Source organism: Arthrobacter sp. SLBN-53 (genome assembly GCF_006715585.1).
Lineage (GTDB): Bacteria > Actinomycetota > Actinomycetes > Mycobacteriales > Mycobacteriaceae > Mycobacterium > Mycobacterium neoaurum_A.
This window is the reverse complement of the sequence record NZ_VFNN01000001.1, coordinates 2,804,026-2,827,671: the sequence shown is the minus strand read 5'-3', so window position 1 is coordinate 2,827,671 and position 23,646 is coordinate 2,804,026. Positions and strand designations below refer to the sequence as shown.

General features: G+C 67.2%; 21 protein-coding genes. 14 read left to right on the top strand and 7 right to left on the bottom strand.

Annotation, left to right across the window (positions count from 1 at the left end; translation table 11 throughout):
• Positions 1-8 precede the first annotated feature (8 nt).
• Both FBY28_RS13585 and FBY28_RS13580 read right to left on the bottom strand, forming a co-directional pair.
• On the bottom strand, positions 9-1,259 hold the full coding sequence (locus FBY28_RS13585) for an MFS transporter (protein ID WP_141867554.1): 1,251 nt from the start codon (positions 1,257-1,259) through the stop codon (positions 9-11).
• 10 nt (positions 1,260-1,269) lie between these two features.
• On the bottom strand, positions 1,270-2,187 hold the full coding sequence (locus FBY28_RS13580; protein ID WP_141867552.1) for a LysR family transcriptional regulator: 918 nt from the start codon (positions 2,185-2,187) through the stop codon (positions 1,270-1,272).
• Between the two features lie 250 nt (positions 2,188-2,437).
• Between FBY28_RS13580 and FBY28_RS13575 the strand changes: the two genes are divergently transcribed.
• The gene (locus FBY28_RS13575; protein ID WP_141867550.1) at positions 2,438-3,760 is read left to right on the top strand and encodes an HNH endonuclease signature motif containing protein; all 1,323 of its coding nucleotides are present in this window, start codon (positions 2,438-2,440) and stop codon (positions 3,758-3,760) included.
• Between the two features lie 78 nt (positions 3,761-3,838).
• On the opposite strand, the gene FBY28_RS13570 is transcribed toward FBY28_RS13575, so the two are convergent.
• Positions 3,839-4,978, bottom strand: coding sequence for an acyl-CoA dehydrogenase family protein (locus FBY28_RS13570; RefSeq protein ID WP_141867548.1), 1,140 nt, complete (start codon positions 4,976-4,978; stop codon positions 3,839-3,841).
• A gap of 86 nt (positions 4,979-5,064) precedes the next feature.
• Here FBY28_RS13570 and FBY28_RS13565 point away from each other — a divergent pair, with 86 nt between their 5' ends.
• Positions 5,065-5,649, top strand: a complete 585-nt coding sequence (locus FBY28_RS13565) for a TetR/AcrR family transcriptional regulator (RefSeq protein ID WP_141867546.1) — start codon at positions 5,065-5,067, stop codon at positions 5,647-5,649.
• Between the two features lie 87 nt (positions 5,650-5,736).
• Here the strand turns inward: FBY28_RS13565 and pntB are convergent, their stop codons facing one another.
• From pntB to FBY28_RS13550, 3 genes are all read right to left on the bottom strand, one after another.
• Positions 5,737-7,158 (bottom strand): Re/Si-specific NAD(P)(+) transhydrogenase subunit beta, encoded by a 1,422-nt coding sequence (pntB, locus tag FBY28_RS13560; RefSeq protein ID WP_141867544.1) that lies wholly within the window; start codon positions 7,156-7,158, stop codon positions 5,737-5,739.
• 46 nt (positions 7,159-7,204) lie between these two features.
• Positions 7,205-8,740: a Re/Si-specific NAD(P)(+) transhydrogenase subunit alpha gene (locus FBY28_RS13555; protein ID WP_141867542.1), complete on the bottom strand. Its 1,536-nt coding sequence runs from the start codon at positions 8,738-8,740 to the stop codon at positions 7,205-7,207.
• Between the two features lie 131 nt (positions 8,741-8,871).
• The gene (locus tag FBY28_RS13550; RefSeq protein WP_141867540.1) at positions 8,872-9,894 is read right to left on the bottom strand and encodes a magnesium transporter CorA family protein; all 1,023 of its coding nucleotides are present in this window, start codon (positions 9,892-9,894) and stop codon (positions 8,872-8,874) included.
• A gap of 294 nt (positions 9,895-10,188) precedes the next feature.
• Between FBY28_RS13550 and FBY28_RS13545 the strand changes: the two genes are divergently transcribed.
• The 12 genes from FBY28_RS13545 (at position 10,189) to FBY28_RS13485 (ending at position 22,532) form a co-directional block, all read left to right on the top strand.
• Positions 10,189-10,611 carry a hypothetical protein gene (locus tag FBY28_RS13545; protein ID WP_141867538.1) on the top strand — a complete coding sequence of 141 codons (423 nt, stop codon included), beginning with the start codon at positions 10,189-10,191 and terminating at the stop codon, positions 10,609-10,611.
• An 89-nt stretch (positions 10,612-10,700) separates the two neighbouring features.
• Entirely contained in the window at positions 10,701-11,072 is a 372-nt protein-coding gene (locus FBY28_RS13540; protein ID WP_141867537.1) for a hypothetical protein, read from the top strand.
• Positions 11,073-11,216: 144 nt separating this feature from the next.
• On the top strand, positions 11,217-12,080 hold the full coding sequence (locus FBY28_RS13535; RefSeq protein WP_141867535.1) for an ABC transporter permease: 864 nt from the start codon (positions 11,217-11,219) through the stop codon (positions 12,078-12,080).
• Between the two features lie 5 nt (positions 12,081-12,085).
• The gene (locus tag FBY28_RS13530; RefSeq protein WP_141867533.1) at positions 12,086-13,132 is read left to right on the top strand and encodes a taurine ABC transporter substrate-binding protein; all 1,047 of its coding nucleotides are present in this window, start codon (positions 12,086-12,088) and stop codon (positions 13,130-13,132) included.
• Complete coding sequence (locus FBY28_RS13525) at positions 13,113-13,901, top strand: ABC transporter ATP-binding protein (RefSeq protein ID WP_141867531.1); 789 nt, start codon at positions 13,113-13,115, stop codon at positions 13,899-13,901. The genes FBY28_RS13530 and FBY28_RS13525 overlap by 20 nt, the downstream gene beginning before the upstream one ends.
• Positions 13,902-14,218: 317 nt before the next feature.
• The gene (locus FBY28_RS13515) at positions 14,219-14,857 is read left to right on the top strand and encodes a TetR/AcrR family transcriptional regulator (RefSeq protein ID WP_141867529.1); all 639 of its coding nucleotides are present in this window, start codon (positions 14,219-14,221) and stop codon (positions 14,855-14,857) included.
• A 15-nt stretch (positions 14,858-14,872) separates the two neighbouring features.
• Positions 14,873-15,649, top strand: coding sequence for an SDR family oxidoreductase (locus tag FBY28_RS13510; RefSeq protein ID WP_019514173.1), 777 nt, complete (start codon positions 14,873-14,875; stop codon positions 15,647-15,649).
• 52 nt (positions 15,650-15,701) lie between these two features.
• Positions 15,702-16,847: a ferredoxin reductase gene (locus FBY28_RS13505; RefSeq protein ID WP_174241623.1), complete on the top strand. Its 1,146-nt coding sequence runs from the start codon at positions 15,702-15,704 to the stop codon at positions 16,845-16,847.
• Positions 16,848-16,857: 10 nt separating this feature from the next.
• Positions 16,858-18,096 (top strand): fatty acid desaturase family protein, encoded by a 1,239-nt coding sequence (locus tag FBY28_RS13500; RefSeq protein ID WP_141867525.1) that lies wholly within the window; start codon positions 16,858-16,860, stop codon positions 18,094-18,096.
• A 20-nt stretch (positions 18,097-18,116) separates the two neighbouring features.
• The gene (locus tag FBY28_RS13495) at positions 18,117-19,829 is read left to right on the top strand and encodes an acyl-CoA dehydrogenase (RefSeq protein ID WP_141867523.1); all 1,713 of its coding nucleotides are present in this window, start codon (positions 18,117-18,119) and stop codon (positions 19,827-19,829) included.
• A 102-nt stretch (positions 19,830-19,931) separates the two neighbouring features.
• On the top strand, positions 19,932-20,927 hold the full coding sequence (locus FBY28_RS13490; RefSeq protein ID WP_141867521.1) for a tripartite tricarboxylate transporter substrate binding protein: 996 nt from the start codon (positions 19,932-19,934) through the stop codon (positions 20,925-20,927).
• 87 nt (positions 20,928-21,014) lie between these two features.
• Complete coding sequence (locus FBY28_RS13485) at positions 21,015-22,532, top strand: phospholipase D-like domain-containing protein (RefSeq protein WP_141867519.1); 1,518 nt, start codon at positions 21,015-21,017, stop codon at positions 22,530-22,532.
• A 2-nt stretch (positions 22,533-22,534) separates the two neighbouring features.
• Here the strand turns inward: FBY28_RS13485 and FBY28_RS13480 are convergent, their stop codons facing one another.
• Positions 22,535-23,629 carry an alcohol dehydrogenase catalytic domain-containing protein gene (locus FBY28_RS13480; protein ID WP_141867517.1) on the bottom strand — a complete coding sequence of 365 codons (1,095 nt, stop codon included), beginning with the start codon at positions 23,627-23,629 and terminating at the stop codon, positions 22,535-22,537.
• Positions 23,630-23,646 lie beyond the last annotated feature (17 nt).

Here is a 23,646-nt window from a genome sequence, read left to right as displayed (position 1 = left end):
CGTCGCCATCACAGCGGCGCAGCGGCGCCTTGTCGGTCCCCGCCCGGACGTCGAGTGCGGCATGGATTTTCCAGCGTGGTGAGGGCGAGTGCCCCGGCAAGCAGTGCCAGGCCGATGACCGATCCGGCCACGGCGGTCCAACCGGCCGCGTCGAATGCCACACCGCCCAACCAGCCCAGCGCACTGGATCCCGCGTAGTAGAACAGGTTGTAGAGAGCCGATGCCTGCGCCTTGGCCGTTCCGGCACGGGCGCCCACCCACCCCGAGGCGATGGCGTGCGCGCCGAAGAAGCCCGCCGTGGCGATCAGTAGTCCGGCCAGCACCACGACGAGTTCGGTGCTGATGGTCAGCGCGGTGCCGATGATCATGGTGGCGATCGAGGCGAGCAGGACCGGTTTGCGCCCGAACCGGCTTGCCTCGGCACCCGCGCGCGCCGACGCCCAGGTGCCGGCCAGATAGGCCAGGAAGACCAGGCTGACGACGGTCTGGGGCAGGTCGAACGGTGCGGTTGCCAGCCGGAAGCCCAAGAAGTTGTAGAGCGCGACGAATCCACCCATCAGCAGGAAGCCCTGGCCGTAGAGGACGAGTTGCTGCGGTGAGCGCAGGTTTTCGGCCAGCCGCCGACCCAGCCCCTTGATGCGGGCCGGCCGGAAACCGCGCGCCCGCGGGGCGAGCCTGACGAACGCCATTGCCGACAGCGCGCACAGCACCGCAACGGTGACGACCCCGATGCGCCAGCCGGCGAACTCGGCGACGGGACCGGTGACCAACCGGCCGCTGAGGCCCCCGATGGTGCTGCCGGCCACGTAACTTCCCGCTGCCCGCGCGGCATGGCCGGGATCGATCTCCTCGGACAGGTAGGCGATGGCGATCGCCGGTACCCCGCCGAGCATGAGGCCCTCAAGGAAGCGGCCGGTGAGCAGGAGGTCCGAGGTGGGAGCGAGCGGGACGAGCAGACCGAGAAGCGTTGCCGCCGTGATCGAAACGGTCATCGCCTGAACCCGACCGAACCGGTCGGCGACCGCCGCCCACGGGATGACGCCGACGGCGAGTCCGACCGTGGCCGCCGAGACGAGCAGTGCAGCGTGCGCGGCGCCGGTGCCCAGGTCGGCAGCGATCATGGGCAGCACGGCCTGTGGTGAATACAGCTGCGCGAATGTCGCGACACCGCCGAAGAACAACGCGGCCAACAGTCGTCGGTACTCCTTGGAACCACGCTGATGACCCGGCCAGTCGGTGGGGCTCAGCGTCGTGGTCACCCAGGCGAGACTAGGAGGGTCTTCTCAATGTGTCTAATGTATGAACTGCTGTCAGATCATGCAGATTGTGCATGATGAACTCGACCAGCCTGGTAGCCGCAGGCGGTAGTTCGCCATCGGGTCGCCAGGTCAGACCCAGCTGACGTTTGGCGGTGGGTTCGGACAGCGGGATGTAGGCCGCTGCACTGTCCATGCGATCGGGGTGTGGAAGCGGGACGACCGCGACGCCGAATCCCGCGGCCACCAGGCCCTCGACCGTGGGGATCTCCATGGCTTCGAAGACGATCGTCGGTGCGATCCCGGCTGCGACGCAGAGCTCATCGGTCAACTGGCGCAGGCCGAATCCCGGCTGTAGCGCAACGAAGGGTTCGCCGCCGGCGTCGGCAAGTCGTAGACGGCTGCGCCCGGCGAACCGGTGATCCCGGGGGACGGCCAGGCACAGGCGCTCGCCGTAGAGCACCCGCCACGGAAAGCCCGCTGGCCGCGGTGAGGTGATGGCAAGGTCGACGTGCCCCTTGTCGAGCCGATCGAGGATGTCGAGCGTGGCACCCTGGAACAGTTCGAACTGCACGTTGGGGGCTTCGGCGCGGAACCGGCGCAGGAGGTCCGGGACGAATCCGCCGGCTTGTGAGTGTAGGAAGGCGAGTCGGACGGTACCGGTGTCGGGATCCCGCAGGGCGGCAATACGTTCTGTGGCGCTGGTGATTTCGGCAATGCTGCGGCGCGCGTGATCGAGCAGGATGGCGCCGTAGGCGTTGAGCCGGAGGCGACGGTTCACACGGTCGAACAATGGTGCTCCGATGCGCGCCTCCAGGCGAGCGAGCGCCCGGGACAGGGTCGGTTGGCTGATGCCCAATTCGGCGGCGGCATCGGTGACATGCTCGGTCTCGGCGAGCGTCACGAACCAGTGCAGTTCGTCGAGATCCATGGCTGGAGTGTAGAGGCGGTTGCGCCGTGGCCGATGCCGTGGTGCGGACCCCTTGCGGAGCTTCGGCATTGGGCATAGACTCGAACATAAGTTCGAATGCGCCGCGGTTCCCGACCCTCGCATCTGGTGAGCCGCAGACCGCGACTCCGGTCGCCGCGAGGTTCGACGGTCCCTGTCCGGGGGATCGTGCGGGCTGTGCTTGTGGGGTGGTGCCCCTTGGTGGGTGCTGTGGGGGAAGTCGGTATCCGTTATGGACGCCAGCTGTCTTGATGCGTTTGTCGACGCTCTGATCGATGAGCTTGTTCCGGTGCCGCCGGAGGGTGATGTGGGGCCGGTTTTGGGGCGGTTGGTGGGTTGTCCGCGGCCGGTGGTCGATGACGAGGCGTTGTTGGGTGTGTTGGCTGCGGCGGTGTCGGCGCGGAATCTGTTGGACTTGGTGATCGCCGCGGCGGTGGCGGCGGTCGAACGGGCCGGTGTGCCGGGGCGGCGGCACCTGCGCACCGGGGCTGATCTGTTGAGGTTGTTGGGGATGTCGCCGGGTGCGGCGTCCCGGGCGGTACGGGTGGGGCGGATGGCAGCTGTGCTGCCTGCACTGACGATCGCGCAGCGGTTGGGTGGGATCGGTATCGAGTTCGCCGACGCCGTCGGCAAAGGTGTCGCGCACGTGGAGTCGCGAGCACCGTTGTCCGAGGACGATCGGGCGGCGGTGGTGCGTGCGTTGATGGTGCAGACCTCCCCGGCCGAGGTGGCGGCCAAGGCCCGGGCGATCGCCATCGACCGTGTCGCGAGTCTTGCCCCTGCCGACCGGGTGGTGCCGGTGGCCGAGGACACCGCGCTCAATGGGATGACGTTGGTGCAGAACGCTGAGGGCCGGTTCGAGGCCACCCTGGATCTGGACGTCGGGACCGGGGACGAGCTGTGTGCGGCGTTGGATCCGTTGTGCCGACCGGTCCCGCTACCCGACGGGTCCCCGGACCCCCGGTCCATTGATGCCCGGCGGGCCGAGGCGTTGGGGCAGGTGCTGCGCACCTATTTGTCGCAGTCGAGGCGTCCGATGTCCGGTGGGGTGCTCCCGCACGTCACCCTGATCCGGCCCGTTGCCACTGGTGTGAGCGATGACGAATCGGTGGATCGGTTGGGGTTCGGCGGGCCGGTCAGCAGGGTGACCGCCGAGTTGATCGGCTGTGATGCGACGTTGACGTCGGTGATCGTCGACCACTCGGGGGTGCCGTTGGATGTCGGGCGCGCGGAAAGGCTGTTCACTCCGGCGATCCGTAAAGCGCTGGCCGTCCGCGATGGTGGGTGTGCCCATCCCGGGTGTGGGCGGCCGGTGTCGTGGTGCGATGCCCACCACATCCAACCCTGGAGCGCCGGGGGTGCAACGAGTTTAGGCAACGGGGTGCTGCTGTGCCGGTTGCACCACAGCCTGATCCATCACGGTGGCTGGCAGGTCTATCTCGGCCGCGACCGCCACCCCTGGTTCATCCCACCCCGCACACCCGGCGGGCCCGAGCCGGAGCATCTGCGCTCCCACACCCGCCGCACCATGGCCGACCTACCCGCAGCTGCATAACCCCCAAGACACCCCAAAGAACAAGCGCACCTTGACAACTACACAGTGAGACGGGTCCGACCGGGGCGCGGTCGAGTGCTAGGCCGTCAGCCCGCGGGCGATCACCAGACGCTGGATCTGGTTGGTGCCCTCGAAGATCTGGGTGATCTTGGCTTCCCGCATGTACCGTTCGGGCCGGAAGTCGCGGGTGTAGCCGACGCCGCCGAGAACCTGTACGGCATCGGTGGTCACCTTCATGGCGGCGTCGGTCGCGATCAGTTTGGCCACCGACGCCTGGGTCGAGTACGGCAGGCCGAGGTCGCGTCGCCGCGCGGCGTCCAGATAGGTGGCGCGCGCGCTCACCACCGCAGCGGCCATATCGGCGAGTACGAATCCGAGTCCCTGATGGTCGATGATCTTGCGGCCGAACGTGGTTCGCTCGTTGGCGTACCGGGTGGCCTCATCGAGTGCGGCCTGGGCGATTCCGACGGCGACCGCGGCGATGCCGAGTCGGCCTGCGTCGAGTGCGGAGAAGGCGATCGAGAGGCCCTGTCCCTCGGCGCCGATCAACCGGTCGGCATCGAGTCGGGCGTTGTCGTAGAACGCCGCAGTGGTCGGCACGGCGTGGAGGCCCATCTTCTCCTCGGGCTTACCGAAGCTCAGGCCCTCCAGATCGCCGGGCACCAGGAAGCAGGAGATGCCCTTGGAACCGTCGCCGGTCCTGGCGAACAGGGTGTAGAAGTCGGCCTTGCCGCCGTGGGTGATCCACGCCTTGGATCCGTTGAGCACGTAGTGGTTACCGTCCCTGGCCGCGGCGCAGCGCAGCGCGGCCGCATCGGAACCGGCCTGCGGTTCGGACAGGCTGTAGGCGCCGATCTGGTCGCCCGAGAGCATGCCGGGCAACCAGCGGCCCTTCTGCTCCTCGGTGCCGAAGGACAACAGCGCATGGGTGGACAGGCTGTGCACGCTGACGGCCACCGCCACCGTGGCCCAACGGGCCGCAATCTCCTCGAGCACCTGGAGGTACACCTCGTAGGGCTGTCCGCCGCCGCCCCATTGCTCGGGCTGAGGAAGGCTGAGTAGCCCGGCAGCCCCGAGTTGTGGGAAGACCCCGTCGGGGTAGGTCTCGGTGCGCTCGTGCTCGTCCACGATCGGGTCGAGCACCTTGTCCGCGATGTCGCGGGTGAGGGCGATCAGTTCGGCGGCATCCTCGGAGGGGAGCAGGCGGTCGACGGGCACGGGGTCACCTCTCGAAACAGTACTGTGGCGCGGTTCGCAGTATCGTCAAAAGAGTACTGGAAGAACTCCTGAAGTACTATCGCAGGATGTCCGAGCTGGTCGAGAGTGGTTTCGCCACCCGCAGACAGATCCGGCTGTTCGACGAATTGCTGGAGTTGATGCTTGCCGAGGGATTCGGCCACCTGACGCTCGACGAGATCGCCGCCCGGTTGCGCTGCTCGAAGACCACGCTCTACGCCTTGGCATCGAGCAAGGATGAGTTGGTGCGCCGGGTCACCGTGCACTTCTTCAAGCGGGCGACGATCACGGTGGAAACCAACCTGGCGCGGACGGGCAACCCACGCGATCGCGTGGCGGCGTATCTGACTGCGGTCGGCGCCGAGCTGGCCGTGGCGTCCGAGGCGTTCATGGCGGACATGAACGCGTTCGCTCCGGCGCGCGAGGTCTACGAAGCCAACACCGCGGCCGCCGCGGAACGGGTGCGCCGGCTCATCGAGGAGGGGGTGGCCGCGGGAGCGTTCCGCTCGGTCAACGCCGCCTTCGCCGGAGATCTCATCGCCACCATGATGGTGCGCATCCAGCAGCGCGAGGTGGGTGCGGCCACCGGGCTCAGCGATGCTGAGGCCTACACCGAGTTGGCGACACTCCTCACCGACGGTCTGCGGGCCTGACCCGGGTGCAGGAGCGACATGGTCGCCATCCCCGGAGGTTGGCGACCATGTCGTGGCTTTCGGTGAACTGTGCCCCGGGCCGAGTGGTTACAGCGCGGCGTTGATCGCGTCGACGCGGTCCTTGGCGTCACCGAAGAGCATTTGGGTGTTCTCCCGGAAGAACAGCGGATTCTGCACACCCGCGTAACCGGACGCCATGGAGCGCTTGAACACGATGACGTTGTCGGCATTCCACACGGTGAGCACCGGCATACCGGCAATCGGTGACCCCGGATCCTCGGAGGCGGCCGGGTTGACGGTGTCATTGGCCCCGATCACCAGCACCACCGAGGTGCCGTCGAAATCATCGTTGATCTCGTCCATTTCGAGCACGATGTCGTAGGGCACCTTGGCCTCGGCCAGCAGCACGTTCATGTGTCCGGGCAGCCGGCCCGCGACCGGGTGGATGCCGAAGCGCACGTCGATCCCGCGCTCGCGCAGCTTGCGGGTCAGATCGGCGACCCCGTACTGGGCTTGGGCGACGGCCATGCCGTAGCCCGGTGTGATGATCACCGAGGATGCGTTCGACAGCAGTTCGGCCGCGCCCTCGGCGGTGATCTCGCGGTGTTCGCCGTAATCCTTGTCCTCGGCGGGGCCGGCCTCGATACCGAAACCGCCTGCGATGACCGAGATGAAGGAGCGGTTCATCGCCTTGCACATGATGTAGGACAGGAACGCACCCGAGGAGCCGACCAACGCGCCGGTGATGATCAACAGGTCGTTGCCCAGCAGGAAGCCCGATGCCGCGGCGGCCCAGCCGGAGTAGCTGTTGAGCATCGAGACGACGACCGGCATATCGCCACCGCCGATGGAGGCGACCAGATGCCAGCCCAGCAGCAGCGCCAGCACGGTCACCACGACCAGCAGCCACAGCTGGGGCTCGATGACGAACCAGACCGTCAGTGCGATGAACACCACCAGCGCGCCGACGTTCAGAAAGTTCTTGCCCGGCAACATCAATGGCGCGGATTTGATCCGGGCCGACAGCTTGAGGTTCGCCACGATCGACCCGGTGAACGTCACCGCGCCGATGAACACGCCGATGAACACCTCGGCAGAATGGATGCCCAGCATGCCCTGGCCGGCAAGATGCGCGGCCTCGGCACCGTCCGGATGGGCCTCCACGTGCAGGTAACCGTTCCAGCCGACCAGCACGGCGGCCAGGCCGACGAATGAGTGCAGCAGCGCGATGAGTTCGGGCATACCGGTCATCTCGACGATCTTGGCCCGCCACAGACCGATCGCCGCGCCGATGGCCATGGCGCCCACCAGCAGCCCGAGACCCAGCGGTTGGATATCGCGGCCGATGGCCAACACGACCGTGGCGACCAGCGCCACCGCCATGCCCGCGATGCCGAAGGTGTTGCCGGCCTTGGACGTTTCGTGTTTCGACAGGCCCGCGAGGGCCAGGATGAACAGCAGCGCCGCGACCACATAGGCCGCGGTGGCCGCGGTTTCCAGAGAGAGCATGGGGAATCCGTTCACAGAGAGTCTGGTGAGAAGTGGGAGGGCAGCCCTAGCTGCGGGAGAACATCGCGAGCATGCGGCGGGTCACCGCGAAACCACCGAAGACGTTGATGCTGGCCAGCAAGATCGCGATGGTGGCCAACACGGTGATCGCCAGATCACCGGTGCCGATCTGCAGCAGCGCGCCGACGACGATGATTCCCGAGATCGCATTGGTCACCGACATCAGCGGGGTGTGCAGCGCGTGGTGCACACCGCTGATCACGTAGTAACCGATGACGATCGCCAGCGCGAACACCACCAGGTGCACCTGCAGTGCGGCCGGCGAGATGGCGATCAACGCGAACAACGCGGCCGCCCCGGCGAACGTCAGCCCGAGCCTGCGCTGGGCCGACATCGGTGCCTTGGGCGCGGGCTTCTCGACCGGGGCGGCAGCAGCCGCGGCGGCCGGTGCCGCGGACACCTGAACCGGCGGGGGCGGCCAGGTGACCTCGCCGTCACGCACCACGGTGACCGAGCGCTGGACGACGTCCTCGAAGTCGAGGGTGAGCCGGCCGTCCTTCTCGGGGGTCACCAGCTTGAGCAGGTTCACCAGGTTGGTGCCGTATAGCTGCGACGCGGTGGCGGGCAGGCGGCCGGCCAGGTCGGTGTAGCCGATGATCGTCACGCCGTTGTCGGTGACGATCGCCTGATCCTTGACGGTGCCCTCGACGTTGCCGCCGTTGGATGCGGCCATGTCCACGATCACGCTGCCCGGGCGCATGGAGGCGACCATCTCGGCGGTGATGATCCGCGGCGCAGGCCGACCCGGGATCAGGGCGGTGGTGATGATGATGTCGACCTCGCTGGCCAGCTCGGCATACAGCTGCGCCTCGCGGGCCTTGTAATCCTCGCCCATCTCCTTGGCGTAACCGGTGGCCGACACCTCGGCGGCCGCCGGATCGACGGAGACGTACTCGCCGCCGAGGGACTTCACCTGGTCGGCGACCTCGGGCCGCGGGTCGGTGGCCTTCACGATCGCGCCGAGGCTGCCCGCGGCGCCGATGGCGGCCAGACCGGCCACCCCGGCGCCGACGACCAGGACCTTGGCCGGCGGCACCTTGCCCGCGGCGGTGACCTGGCCGGTGAAGAACCGTCCGAAGCTGTGCGCGGCCTCGACGACGGCCCGGTAGCCGGCGATATTGGCCATCGAGGACAGCACGTCCAGCGACTGCGCGCGGGAGATGCGGGGCACCGCGTCCATCGCCAGCACCGTGATGGGGCGCGTCGACAACTTCTCGACGAGTTCGGGCTTCAGCGCCGGGGAGATCAGACTGACCAGCGTCGCGCCGTCCTTCAGTGCCGCGATCTCGGTGTCGTCGGGGGCATTGACCTTCAGTACGACGTCGGCCCACAGTGCTTCCTGGGTGGTGCCGATGTCGGCGCCCGCCTCTACATAGGCGGCGTCGGAGAAGCTCGAGGCCGCGCCCGCGCCGGACTCTACGACGACGTCATAACCCAGTTTGATGATTTGCCCAACGGTCGCAGGCGTCGCCGCGACCCGTGTCTCGCCCGCGTGAGTTTCGCGCGGAATGCCGATGATCATCGGAAGAGTCTCGCATTTGCCCGCGAATTGCGCGTATGCCCCTCATGCGGTGAACGGTCAGCTGTCGTCGCCCAGCGTGGGCAAACACGCGAAACACGGCGCGCGGACGTGCGCCAGCTCACAGCGGTCGGCTACAACCAGTCCCGTCGGCGGAACATCACGTACAGAATGGCGACCAGCACCACGATCAGCGCCGAGCTGGTGATGAACCCCGCCGCCGTCTCGATGCCCGGGTAGAGCACGTTCTGCCCGTAGAAACCGGTGATGGCTGTCGGCACCGCGATGATCGCGGCCCAGCTGGTCAGCTTCTTCATCACCGTGTTGAGCCGGGCGTCCTGCAGGGAGAGGTTGGTCTCGAACACGGTGGTCACCATGTCGCGCAGCGACTCGGTCCATTCCGATGCGCGCAGCACGTGGTCGTACAGGTCGGCGTAGAGCGAGTCCAGCGACGGTGCGCTCGTCGGTGATTCCCCGTCGAGGCGCCGGTGCTGGATCGCACCGACCACTTCGCGCATCGGCAACACCGCACGACGCAGCTCGACGAGTTCCTTGCGCAGCCGGAAGGTCCGGCGCTGCAATCCGCGCCGTGGACCGCTCTCGTCGAAAAGCTCGTCCTCCAGTCCCTCGATGGCGTCGTCGAGGGACTGCACGGCGTCGAAGTGCCCGTCGACGACGACGTCGAGCAGGGCGTGTACCAGGGCGCCCACCCCGTACTGCTGGCCGCCGAGTTCGTCGAAGCGTTCGGACACTTCGCGGATGTCGAAGGGCACCTCGGGGTGATTGACCGCGGGCAGGCGCACCGTGATCAGTCCACGGGGCAGCACGAACGCCGAGATGCGGTGTTTGACGAGCGTGGAGGTGATGGATTCGTCTTCACCGGTGCCGAGGATGTCCACGGCGTAGACGGTGAAGAACGTATGCGTGCGGTACACGCTGGCCTTGGTCCGCTCCTTGGGCGCCACGGCATCCTCGACGGCCCACATGTCCAGGTGCAGTTCGGCGGCCAGCGCCGCGAGCGCATCGTGGTCGGGGTTGTAGATATCGGCCCACACCAGGCGGTCCTCGGATGCCAGGTAGTCCGATATCGCCTCGAAGGTGAATTCGTCGTCGTGGGATTGCCCGCCCCGCCACAACCGACCGGTCACTGTCGTCACCCGGCCATCATTCACCGGATTCCTGGGCATCCAGGTAATGGACAGGCTTACGGAAGATAATCCGGGGCATCACCTGACGAAGGAACTCATATGTCCGATATCGAAACAGTGATCGTCATCATCGCCGCGCTGGTCGCCGTGACGGTTGTCGTGACGCTGCTCGTCAGCACGTCCAGGGGCCGTAACGGCCGTCGCTAGCTCGGCGCGCGGCGTTTCGCCGCGCGGTCGGCTGGGCACCCGGAATTAGCGCACGCGTCGATAAGCGCGGCGCCCGTAGCCCAGCAAGGAGCGAAGATGTCTGACACGAACACGTTGTGGATCGTCATTGCCGCGGTGGTGGTCATCGCGATCGTGGTGGGATTGGCCCTGGTCGCCCGGCAGAAGCGCCGTCGGGTCGCTGCCGAGAAGATGCGCACCGAACTCGAGGCCGAGCGCGAACAGGTGGCCAAGCGGCAGGCGCTGGCCGACGAGACCGACGCGCGGGCGCGAGCGGCCGCCGCCGAGGCGGAGGCCAAGGCGGCCGAGGCGCGCAGGCTGGCCGACCGGGCGTCATCGCATCAGCAGACGGTGGCCGAGCAGCAGGAGGAGCTCGAGGAGCGCAGCAAGCGCATCGACAAGCTGGATCCGGACGTCAAGACCGGCAAGCGGGACGAGGGCGCCGATGTCGGCGACACGACCGCCGGTGACGGTCCGCGGCGGGTCGACAATCTGCGCTGAGCGGTTTCGGTCTCGGATGGGCGGCGAACGCGTATCGACATGGGGCGAACCATGTCGGCGGGCCCGGCGCGCGTCCCACCATGTTGGGCATGGAAATGGTGATCGAACGCGGGCAGGCCCGCTGTCCCTTCTGTGTGTCCGTGGCCGATTACCGATTCATCGAGAACGACCGCAGCCTGGTGCGTTACGAGGTGCACTGCCAGTCCTGCGGTGAGCGCTATCGGGAAAAGCTGGGCCTGGCCGCCGTGTCGAACGCCCCGGCCGTGCAACCGTGGCTGCCCGAACCCGCCCAGCTGCCGGCGGTGCCGTTGCGCGAGCGGCTGCGGGCTGTCGCCGCGGGTACCCGTGCACGCTCGGCGGCGGTGTCCGCGGCCGCGGCGGCATCCACCGCTGCGGCCTGGCGACGCCGAGATGTACCGCCGTGGCTGGCCGGCGCGCTGGCGCGTGCCCAGCGCGGATAAAACTCAGCTCGATTCCAGACCTTCTTCCACCGTCCCCACCCGGGTAGCAATACGCGGGTGAACACGACGCGGTCCGCCGACCCCTGCTGTTGCTGCTGAACTCGTCCGTTCAGTCCGTTTCCAGCAACAGAAAGTCGGCCGCCAGTGTCCGTTTTCGTCGATATCGTGCCCGACCCGTCGGCCATCGACTCGCCGCGTCCCGCGGTGCCCCGTCACCGACTGCGCGCCGTCCTCACCAAGGCCGGGCTGCCGCTGCTGTCGGTGCTGGTGTTCTTCGCCGTCTGGCAGGTGGTCGCGAGCGCCGGCATCTGGAACCAGACGTTCGTGCCCTACCCGAGCACGGTATGGCGCGCGTTCGTCGACGTCTCCACCACGCATGACGGCGTGCGCGGCTACGCCGGTTACCTGCTCTACGAGCACCTCTACATGACGCTGCGCCGGGTGCTGGCCGGCGTGGTCATCGGTGTGGTGATCGGCGTGCTGCTGGGTCTGTCGATGGGATCGGTGGGCTGGCTGCGCAGTGTGCTCGAGCCGTGGCTGACGTTCCTGCGGGCGCTTCCGCCGTTGGCCTACTTCTTCCTGCTCGTCATCTGGCTGGGTATCGACGAAGCGCCCAAGATCACGCTGCTTGCCCTGGCGGCCCTGCCACCTGCCGCGGTGGCCACCACCGCCGCCGTCGCCGCGGCGCCGGTCGGGTTACAGGAGGCGGCCCGTGCACTGGGGGCGACCAGGGCCCAGGTGATCCGCGATGTCGTGGTGCCCGCGGCGCTGCCGGAGACCTTCACCGGTATCCGGCTGGCGGTCGGCATGGCCTATTCGTCGGTGGTCGCCGCGGAACTGTTCAACGGAATCCCCGGTATCGGCGGATTGGTCAAGGACGCAAGTAATTACAACAACACCCCTGTCGTGCTGGTCGGGATCTTCGCCATCGGGTTCTCGGGTCTGGTCATCGACGGATTGCTGCGGGCGCTGGAACGGCGTGCCGTCCCCTGGATTGGAAAGGTCTGAAAGCTATGAAGTTCACATCCCTGATGGCAGTGGCCGCCGCGAGCGTGATCGCGCTGGCCGGCTGCGCGGTGGACAACTCCGGATCCGGCGGCGGCGGAAGCGACCCGGCCAAGCCCACGCTGCGCATCGGCTATCAGACCTTCCCCAGCGGCGACCTGATCGTCAAGAACAACAAATGGTTGGAAGAGGCGCTGCCCGACTTCAACATCAAGTGGATCAAGTTCGATTCGGGTGCCGATGTCAACACCGCGTTCATCGCCAAGGAACTCGATTTCGGGGCGCTGGGCTCCAGCCCGGTGGCAAGGGGACTGTCGGCACCGCTGAACATCCCCTACAAGGTGGCCTTCGTGTTGGATGTCGCCGGTGACAACGAGGCGCTGATCGCGCGTAACGATGCGGGGGTCAACAGCATCCCCGATCTGCGCGGGAAGCGGATCGCCACGCCGTTCGCCTCGACTGCGCATTACAGCCTGTTGGCAGCGCTGGCGCAGAATGGCCTGTCGCCCAACGATGTACAGCTCATCGACCTGCAGCCGCAGGCCATCCTGGCGGCTTGGGAGCGCGGGGATATCGACGCCGCATACACCTGGCTGCCGACCCTGGACCAGCTGCGCAAGACCGGCAAGGACCTGATCACCAGCCGCCAGCTGGCCGCCGACGGTAAGCCGACCCTCGATCTCGGTGTGGTCGCCGATGCGTTCGCCCGAGAACATCCCGAAGTGGTCGACACCTGGCGTCAGCAGCAGGCCCGCGCGCTGGACACCATATCCGGCGATCCGGCCGCGGCGGCCAAGGCGATCGCGGCCGAGATCGGTCTGCCCGACACCGAGGTGACCGGCCAGCTCAAGCAGGGTGTGTACCTGACCCCCGCCGCCGTCGCCTCGCCCGAGTGGCTGGGATCGGAAGGGGCGCCGGGCAATATCGCGACCAACCTGCAGAGCGCCTCGCAGTTCCTTGCCGATCAGAAGCAGATTCCGTCGGCCGCGGACCTTAAGACCTTCCAGGACGCCATCTATGTGAAGGGGCTTCCCGGTGTCATCACGGGAGGCTGAGCCGGCGGGCGGGCTACGCATCGCCAACGTGGCCCACCGCTACGGCAGCGGTGCCAACCAGGTGACAGCGCTGGGTCCGGTGGACCTTGACGTGGAACCGGGGGCGTTCCTGGTCCTTGTCGGTGCCTCCGGATGCGGGAAGAGCACCCTGTTGCGGCTGATCGCCGGGTTCGAATCCCCCAGCGAGGGCGAGGTGCAGGTCGGCGGCTCGGCGCCGACACCCGGGGTCACCTCCGGTGTGGTGTTCCAGCAACCCCGGTTATTCCCGTGGCGCACCGTCGGCGGGAACGTCGACCTCGCACTCAAGTACGCCAAGGTGCCGCGCGAACGGCGCGCCGAGCGCCGCGAGCAGTTGCTCGAGCGCGTGGGGCTGGACGGTACCGCCGACCGAAAGATCTGGGAGATCAGCGGCGGGCAACAGCAGCGCGTCGCGATCGCCCGCGCGCTGGCCGCCGAGACACCGCTGTTCCTACTCGACGAGCCGTTCGCCGCGCTCGATGCACTGACCCGCGAGCGGCTGCAGGACGATGTGCGTCAGGTCAGTGCCGAGTCGCGCCGCACCACGGTGTTCGTCACGCACAGCGCCGACGAGGCGGCGTTCCTCGGCTCGCGCATCGTGGTGCTGACCCGCCGGCCCGGCAAGATCGCCCTGGACCTGCCCTCGGAGCTGCCCCGCACCGGCGTCGACGCCGACGAGCTGCGACGGTCCCCGGAGTTCCTCGAGCTCAGGAATGCCGTCGGCGAGGCCGTGAAGGCGGCCGCGGCCTGAGCGTCGAGCCAAAAAAGCACCCGCACGCTGTCACGTGCGGGTGCTTTTTGACGTCTCGTTAGACCGGGGGATACGCCGGCGGGGGGTACACCCCGCGCAGGCCCCAGGCCAGCCAGCTGAAGAAGAACTCGCCCTCGTCGCTGATGTCGTAATCGGGATTAGGATCCATAGTCGCCTCCGCCGCAGCAAGCCCTGTTTGGCAGAAGTCTAAACCCACTGGGCGATCCCCGGACAGTCAAACCGCCCCATTGCCTACACTGGCCAACCAGTTGATTGGTCAACCCCGGGTCGTCCGGGTCTGCAGATAGCGAGTTGCCATGTCCACCGAAGCCGCATCCAACGGTTCGTCACGGCGCGACGAACTGCTGGCGGTCGCCGCCAAGCTCTTCGCCGCCCGCGGCTACCACGGCACCCGGATGGACGATGTCGCCGACGCCGTGGGCCTGAACAAGGCCACGGTGTACCACTACTACGCAAGCAAATCGCTGATCCTCTGGGACATCTACAAGCGGACCGCCGACTTCACCGTCGGGGCCCTGCACGACGATCCGACGGCCACCGCGCGTGAGACCATCTACCACTTCACCCGGCGGCTGCTCACCGGCATCGCCAACGACCTGGAGGCGGCCGCCGTCTACTTCCAGGAGGGCCCGTACATCTCGGAGTGGTTCACCGAAGAGCAGGTCGCCTACATCCGGACCGCCGAGGCCACCGTGTACGAACACGTGCGTGATGTCATCGACCGGGGGATCGCCAGCGGTGAGTTCTTCGACTCCGACTCGCATGTCTTGGCGCTGGGCTATATCGGCATGACCCTGGGCGCCTACCGGTGGCTGCGCCCGCATGGCCGCCGCACCGCCCAGGAGATCGCGGTGGAGTTCAGCACCGCACTGTTGCGGGGACTGATCCGCGACGAGGCAGTGCGCACGGCCGAGCCGCTCGGCGGGGCCCAGTAGATGAGGGGACCTGCAATGACCGATTTGTTCCGCCTCGACGGCAAGGTCGCCGTGGTCACCGGCGGTGGCCGCGGTATCGGCGTGATGATGGCCCGCGGTCTGTTGCAGGCCGGTGCGGCCAAGGTGTACCTGGCCGCGCGCAAACAGGCCGAACTCGACGCGTCGGTGGCCGAACTGTCGGCCCTCGGCGAGGTCGAGGGCATCTCCGCCGACCTCGGTACGGCGGCGGGCATCCAGGCCCTCGCCGATGCCGTCGCCGCGAAGGAGGACGCGGTCCACGCGCTGTTCAACAACGCGGGCGCCAACTGGGGCGAGCCCTTCGAGACATTCCCCGAGTCGGGGTTCGACCGGGTCTTCGACGTCAACGTCAAGGGTGTCTTCCTGCTGACCCGCGCGCTGGTGCCGCTGCTGACCGCCGCCGCCACCGACGACGACCCGGCCCGGGTGATCAACACCGGCAGCGTCGACGGTTTCCACGTGCCCGAACGCGGTCGCAACAACTTCTCGTATGCCGCCAGCAAGGCCGCGGTCCACACGCTCACCCAGCACCTGGCCGGCGAACTGGCGCCCAAGATCCTGGTGAACGCCATCGCGCCGGGGCTCTTCCCGTCGCGGATGACCAAGGTGCTGTTGTCGGCGGGCGAGGAGGCCGTCGGTGCGGCCCTGCCGCTGGGACGCGTCGGGCAGCCCGACGATATGGCCGGTATCGCGGTCTTCCTGGCGAGCCGTGCCAGCAGCTATGTCACCGGCACCGTGATCCCGGTCGACGGTGGGGTCAGCACCATCCGCTGACGGCGCGAAAGTCGATGTGTGAACTGCGTCGCACCTGGGTAGTTGGGTGTACATGTGTTCACTTGATCTTCGCGGACTGACGAAATGGAGTCAGAAGCCCGCGCGTGATATCGCGACGGCGTCGCCGGAGGGCGGCTCCACGATCAACATGATCCGCGGGCTGGCGGCCAGGGCCACCACTCCGCTGCTGCCCGACGACTACCTGAAGATGCTCAACCCCCTGTGGACCGCCCGCGAACTGCGCGGTGCGATCGTCGATGTCCGCAGGGAGACCGAGGATTCGGCCACGGTCGTCATCAAACCGGGGTGGGGTTTCGCCGCCGACTATCAGCCCGGTCAGTACGTCGGGATCGGCCTGCGGGTCGGTGGCCGGTGGCACTGGCGGTCCTACTCGCTGACCTCGGTGCCCGAACGCGACGGCAAGCTGATCTCGATCACCGTCAAGGCCACCCCGGAGGGCTTCCTGTCCACCCACCTCGTCAACGGTGTGAAACCGGGAACAATTGTTCGCTTGGCGGCACCCAAGGGGCAGTTCGCCCTGCCCGATCCGCCGCCGGTGAAGATGCTCCTGGTCACCGCGGGCAGCGGGATCACCCCGGTGATCGCCATGCTGAGGTCCATCGCCCAGCGCGGTCAGACCAGCAATATCGTTCACATCCACTCGGCGCCGTCGCCGCAGGATGTCATCTTTCACGATGAGCTGATCGAGATGCAGGACGGCAGGCCCGACTACCGGCTGCACCTGCAGATGACCGACCGGATGGGGCACCTCGATCTGGACCGGCTGGCCGATATCGTCCCGGACTGGACTGAGCGGCCCACCTGGGCATGCGGGCCACCGGCCATGCTGGACGATATCGAGCGGGTCTGGACGTCGGCCGGCTTACCCGAAAACCAGTTGCACATGGAGCGATTCGTCATCGACCGAACCGACAAGGGCGGTGAGGGCGGGACGGTGACCTTCGCGATCTCGGACAAGACGATCGAGGTCGACGGCGCCACGTCCCTGCTGGAGGCCGGCGAGCGCCTCGGCATTCAGATGCCCTTCGGGTGCCGGATGGGAATCTGCCAAACCTGCGTGCTGCCACTGGAATCCGGGCATGTGCGCGACTTCCGGTCAGGTGCCGAGCACGGCGAGGGTGACCGGATCCAGACCTGCGTCTCGGCCGCGTCCGGCGACTGCACCATCAACGTCTAGGAGGAATCGCATGGCCATCACCGATATCAAGGCATACGCCCACCTCACATCCGACGATGTCGACCAACTCGAACGTGAGCTCGACGCGATCCGCGCCGAGGTGGAGGAATCCCGCGGCGAGCGCGACGCCCGCTACATCCGCAGGTCCATTCAGCTGCAACGCGCGCTTGCCGTCGGCGGACGCATCGCATTGTTCAACAGTCGCAACAAGATCTGCTGGGCGGCGGGCACCGCGATGTTGGGCGCGGCCAAGATCATCGAGAACATGGAGCTCGGACACAACATCATCCACGGCCAGTGGGATTGGATGAACGACCCGGAGATCCACTCGACCGAATGGGAGTGGGACACCACCTCGCCGGCCGTGCATTGGAAGAAGTCGCACAACTACATCCACCACAAGTACACCAATGTCATCGGCCTCGACGACGATATCGGCTACGGCATCATGCGGCTCACCCGCGACGAGCCGTGGGAGCGCTGGATGATCGGCAACTCGCTCTACAACTTCCTGCTTGGCACGTTGTTCGAATGGGGCGTCGCACTGCACGGCGTGGAAACCACGAAGTGGCGCAAGGGCGAGAAGACCATGGCGGAGATCCGCAAGGATCTGCGCATCATCGGCAAGAAGGTCGCCAAGCAGGTCGGCAAGGACTACGTGATCTTCCCGGCGCTGTCGGGACCCAACTGGAAGCACACCCTGGGCGCCAACGCGGTCGCCAACCTGATCCGCAACTACTGGGCGTACGTGGTGATCTTCTGCGGCCACTTCCCGGACGGCGCAGAGAAATTCACCCGCGAGGAGTTCGAGCGGGAAACACGTGGTGAGTGGTACCTGCGCCAGATGCTGGGATCGGCCAACTTCCATGCCGGGCCGGTGATGGCCTTCATGAGTGGCAACCTCTGCTACCAGATCGAGCACCACCTCTTCCCGGATCTGCCGAGCAACCGGTACTCCGAGATCGCGGTGAAGGTGCAGGCGCTGTGCGACAAGTACGACCTGCCCTACACGACGGGCTCGCTGGCGCGTCAGTACAGCCAGTCGTGGTGGACGATCGCCAAACTGGCCCTGCCGAACAGATTCCTCAAGGCCACCCCGGATGACGCCCCGGAGACCAACTCCGAGCTGAAATTCCGGATCCGCGACGGCGTCCGGGAATCCTTCGGGATCGATCCGGCCACCGGCCGGCGCCGGGGACTGCGCACCGCATTGCGCGAGCTCAGGTCGGAGCAGATAGCGGCCGCCTGAGCGGGGGTTAGCCTGGCGATATGAAGTCCACCATCCTGTCCCGGCGCGACCTGGATTTTCTGCTCTACGAATGGCTGCGGGTCGAGGAGTTGACCGCGCTGCCGCGTTTCGCCGACCATTCCCGGGAGACGTTCGACGGTGTGCTGGAACTGTGTGAACAGCTGGCCGAACGGTACTTCGCGCCGCACAACAAGCTCAGCGACGCCAACGAGCCCACGTTCGACGGCACCACCGTCACCGTCATCCCCGAGGTGAAGGTGGCGCTGGAGGCGTTCGCCAAGGCCGATCTGGTCGGGATGTCCTTCGACGCCGAACTCGGTGGCGCGCAGCTGCCGACCGCCGTCGCCCAGGCCGGGTTCGCCTGGATCTCGGCGGCCAACATCAGCACCTCGGGTTACCTGATGCTGACCATCGCCAACGCCAACCTGCTCGCGGAATTCGGCACCCCCGAGCAGGTCGACAGATTCGTCAAACCGATGCTGGCAGGCCGATTCACCGGCACCATGGCGCTCTCGGAAACCCAGGCCGGTTCCTCGCTGGCCGATATCACCACGCGTGCCGAGCCGCAGGACGACGGCACCTACCGGGTGTACGGCACCAAGATGTGGATCTCGGGCGCCGAGCACGAGATGAGCGAGAACATCGTCAACCTGGTGCTGGCGAAGATCCCCGGCGGCCCCGCGGGAACCAAGGGTATTTCGCTGCTGATCGTGCCCAAGTACATCGTCGACGCCGACGGCACGGTGGGTGCGCGCAATGCGGTGGCTATCTCCGGGCTCAACCACAAGATGGGGCAACGTGGCATCACCAACACCGTGCTGAACTTCGACGGCGCGGTCGGGTATCTGGTCGGTGAACCGCATCGCGGGCTGGCCTACATGTTCCACATGATGAACGAGGCGCGGCTCGGGGTCGGGATGGGCGCGGTGGCACTGGGTTACACCGGCTACCTCAAGTCGCTGGACTACGCCCGCGAACGGCCCCAGGGACGCCTGGTGAAGGACCCGGCCACCCCGCAGGTCCCGATCATCGCCCATGCCGATGTCAAACGGATGCTGCTCGCGCAGAAGTCCTATGTCGAGGGTGCCTTGGGGCTGGCCCTGTACTGCGCGAAGCTCACCGACCTCGGTGAACGCGAGCTGCTCGACATCCTGACCCCGATCGCCAAGAGCTGGCCCTCGCAGTGGTGCCTGGAGGCCAACAGCCTGGCCATCCAGGTGCTGGGCGGCTATGGCTACACCCGCGAGTACGACGTCGAGCAGCACTATCGGGACAACCGGCTCAACCCGATCCACGAGGGCACCCACGGAATCCAGAGCCTGGACCTGTTGGGTCGCAAGGTCACCCAGAACGGCGGGGCGGCCATGACGGCTCTGGCGGACCGCATCGCCGACACGGTGGCCCGGGCCGGCGATGACCCGATGGCCGCGCAGCTGGCCGCGTCGTGGCAGCGTCTGGTCGAGGTGACCGCCGCGATGTTCGCCGGTGACGACCCCGCGGTGACGATGGCAAACAGTGCGGTCTATCTCGAGGCCTTCGGTCATATCGTGATTGCGTGGATCTGGCTGGAGCAAAACCTGGTCGCGTTTGCCAAAGATGGTGATTTCTACGAAGGCAAGCGGCAGGCCGCACGGTTCTTCTACCGCTATGAGTTGCCCAAGGTGTATCCGCAACTGGATTTGCTGGCCAGCATGGACCGTACGACGCTGGATATGCAGAGCAGTTGGTTCTGATTCGACACGGAATGGTCGGACGGTAGCTACTCGGCGCGTACGCTTCCTGACGTAACCGTCAAAACCTGCGATCGACGATCTTCCGGAAGGGCCCTCATGGGGATGTCTGCCACTCGTTCACTGGCCGCGCTGGCGGCGGCCGCCGCGTTGGTGGTCACCGCATGTGACGGTGCGCCCGCCGATGCCTCGAGTGCGGCCGAGGGCATCTGGCCCGCCGGTGCGGTGGACATGCTGGTCGGCTATGCCGCGGGCGGGTCCAGCGATCTGATCAGCCGTGCCGTCGCCAAGGGACTCGCCGCCGATCTCGACCAGCCGTTCCGCGTCACCAATCGCCAGGGCGATAACGGCGCCGCCGCGGCGGCCGATCTCGCCGGTGCGCCCGCCGACGGCACGATGCTGTCCATCCAGAACGCATCGCTGTACACCATCACACCGCTGGCGGTGGCCCCGGACAAGGTCCGCCATATCGATGACGTCGACGTGGTACACGGCATTTCCAGCGAGAACTACGTTCTGGTGACCACCCCGCAGACGGGCCTGCGCACCATCACCGATCTGCAGACGGCCCAGCGGCCGCTGCGATACGGCACCACCGGGGTGGGTACCGGAGCGCAACTGTCGGGGGCGCTGCTGATGAAGGGTGCCGGGGTGCTCTCCCAGGCGGTGCCGTTCGACAGCGGGGCCCCGAACCTGGCGGCTCTGCTGGCCAACGACGTCGATATCGCCGTCATCCACGTGGGGGAGGCGATCGAGAACATCGATTCGGGCAAGCTGGTCGCGCTCAACGTCTTCAGCCCCGAGCGGATCGATTTGCTGCCCGATGTCCCGACCGCCCGTGAGCTGGGCTATGACGTGGTGGTCTCGCAGTACCGCTTCATGACCGTGCCCAAGGGCACCCCCGCCGAGGTGACCGCTCCGCTGGTCGCCGGTCTCAAGTCGACCTTCGCCAGTGCGGCCTACCAGCGTTTCAACGAGCAGAACAGCCTGACGCCGATGGAGATACCCGGTGACCAGGTCCTCACCCGACTCACCGACGATGCCCGCCGCTACGCCGAGATGCTGGTCACGGACGGTATCGATTTGCACGATATTGGGTAAACCGCTGATGTGTTTCGCATCTCTTTCGCGCGCCTAGGGCCGCCCGTACGCCGACTCAGTATGTGAGTGCAGGCGGAGGAGATGACTATGGCCGAGCAGCGACTGCTGGTCGAAGGGGACACGTGCTGGCGCACGGTGGAGGCGGAACGCTTCGCGCCGATCATCGACGGCGCGGATTATCTGGCCCACGTGAAGTCGGCGATGCTGGGTGCGGAGAACCGGATCCTGCTGGTGGGCTGGGACTTCGATGCCCGGACGACATTCGAACCGGGGCGCGGCACACTGCCGGGCCCCAACCAGCTCGGACCGTTCCTGTTCTGGCTGCTGTGGCGTCGCCCGCACCTCAAGGTGTACGTGCTCAAGACGAACCTGAGGCTGCTGTCGGTTTTCGAGCGCTACTGGTACAGCATCGTCCCGGTCGAGTGGCTCAACCGGATCACCTCCGAACGGATGCACCTGGCCGTGGACGGCGCGCACCCCACCGGCGCGGTGCATCATCAGAAGGTCGTGGTGATCGACGACGCGGTGGCCTTCTGCGGGGGCATCGATCTGACGCTGGGCCGGTGGGACACCCGCGACCACGACGCGGACAACCCCGGGCGCCGCGGCGCCGGTGAATCGTACGGTCCGCGGCACGAGGTCGCCGCCGTCGTCGACGGACCAGCGGCCCAGGCGTTCGGCGAACTGGCCCGCGACCGCTGGCGACAGGCCACCGGGGAGGAACTGCCGCCGCTGGGACCCGGCGCGAGTGTCTGGCCCAAGCACTGCGAACCGGCGTTGCGACACGTCGAAGTGGGCATCGCCCGCACGTTGCCCTCGTTGCCCGAGCGCGAGGAGGTCCGCGAGGTGGAGGCCCTGAACCTGGCCGCCATCGCGGCGGCGCGCGACATCATCTACCTGGAGAACCAGTACCTGGCCTCCCGCGGCATCTGCGAGGCCCTCGCCGACCGCCTGCGCGAGCGCAACGGACCCGAGGTGATCGTCGTGCTGCCGCGTACCTCGGAGAGCCCGCTGGAACGCGAATCGATGGACAGCGCGCGCGAACGCATGCTCCGATTGTTGTGGGAGGCCGACGAACACGACCGGCTCGGGGTCTACTGGCCTGCCGTGCCCGGCGGGCAGTCGCTCTACGTGCACTCCAAGGTCGTGGTCATCGATGATCGGTTCCTGCGCATCGGATCGTCGAACCTGAACAACAGATCGCTGGGCTTCGACAGCGAATGCGATCTGGCGCTGGAGGATTCGCCGGACCGCGACGATATCCGCGCGCATATCGCCGATATGCGCGACGGTTTGCTCGCCGAGCATCTGCGGCTGCCGTTGGACAGCGTCCGCGCCGAGATCCGCGCACGCGGTTCGATCCTGAAGGCCGTCGACACGTTGCGCGGACGTTCGCTGCGCAAGTTCACCCCGCACATGGTGTCCGCCGATGCCGGCCCGTTCGCCGAGAACGACCTGATGGATCCCGTCCGGGTGCCCACCTCGTTGGCAGTCAGCGTCGCCTCGGTGGCCATCGCACTGGTCACCTGGCCGCTGGTCAAGGGCGCCCCGGGCGCGTGGTCGGTGGTGCGCTCTGTCGGCAAGCGGGTCGGCCTGCCGATCTGAGGCTAGAACTCGATGATCTGGCGCACCGCAAGGCCGTCGGCGAGGGCGTCCATTCCGGCGTTGATCTCGTCGAGGGTCAGCGTCGCCGACACCAGTTTCTCCACCGGAAGCCTTCCGGCCCGCCACAATTCGACGAAGCGCGGGATATCGCGGGCCGGTACCGCCGAACCGAGGTAGCTGCCGATCAACGTCCGCCCTTGGGCCACCAAACTCAACGGAGACAACGAAATTCGGGCGTCCGGCGCGGGCAGCCCGACGGTGATGGTCCGCCCGCCGGGGGCGGTCAGCCCGATGGCGGTCTCCAGCGCGGCCGCATGGCCGACGGCCTCGATGACGACCTCGGCGGTGAAATCGGCCTCCTCGGGTGTGGACACCGCATGGGCGCCCAGCTCGCGGGCCAGCGCCAGCTTGTCCGCCAGCCGGTCCACCGCGACGACCCGCACGTCATCATGCGCCAGCGCGGTGAGCATGGCCGCCATCCCGACACCACCCATACCGACGATCGCGACGGTCTGGCCAGGCTTGGGCTTCCCGGCGTTGAGGACCGCCCCGCCGCCGGTGAGCACCGCGCAGCCCAGCAGTGATGCGACCACGGCGGGCACATCATCGTCCACCGGGACCACCGAGCGCCGGTCCACCACCGCATGGGTGGCGAATCCGGATACGCCGAGATGGTGCAGCACCTGCTCGGTATCCGGGCGGGCCAGCCGGACCGCGCCGCTGAGCAGTGTGCCCGCGCCGTTGGCCGCGCTACCGGGGATACACGGGGCCAGACCGTCGGTCGCGCATGCCTGGCACTGCCCACAGCGCGGAAGGAAGGTCATCACCACGCGTTGGCCCGGCGCCAGATCCGATGTGCCGCCGATCTTCTCGACGATGCCGGCGGCCTCGTGGCCGAGCAGCATGGGGATCGGGCGGATCCGGTTGCCGTCGACCACCGACAGGTCCGAGTGGCACAGTCCCGCGGCCTCGATGCGTACCAGCAGTTCACCGTCGCCAGGATCGGCGAGTTCGAGCTCGGTCACGGCGATCGGGCGGGATGCGGAATACGGTCGGGCCGCGCCGATGGACTCCAGGACTGCGCCGCGAATGTGCATGGTGCCAGCCTGACATG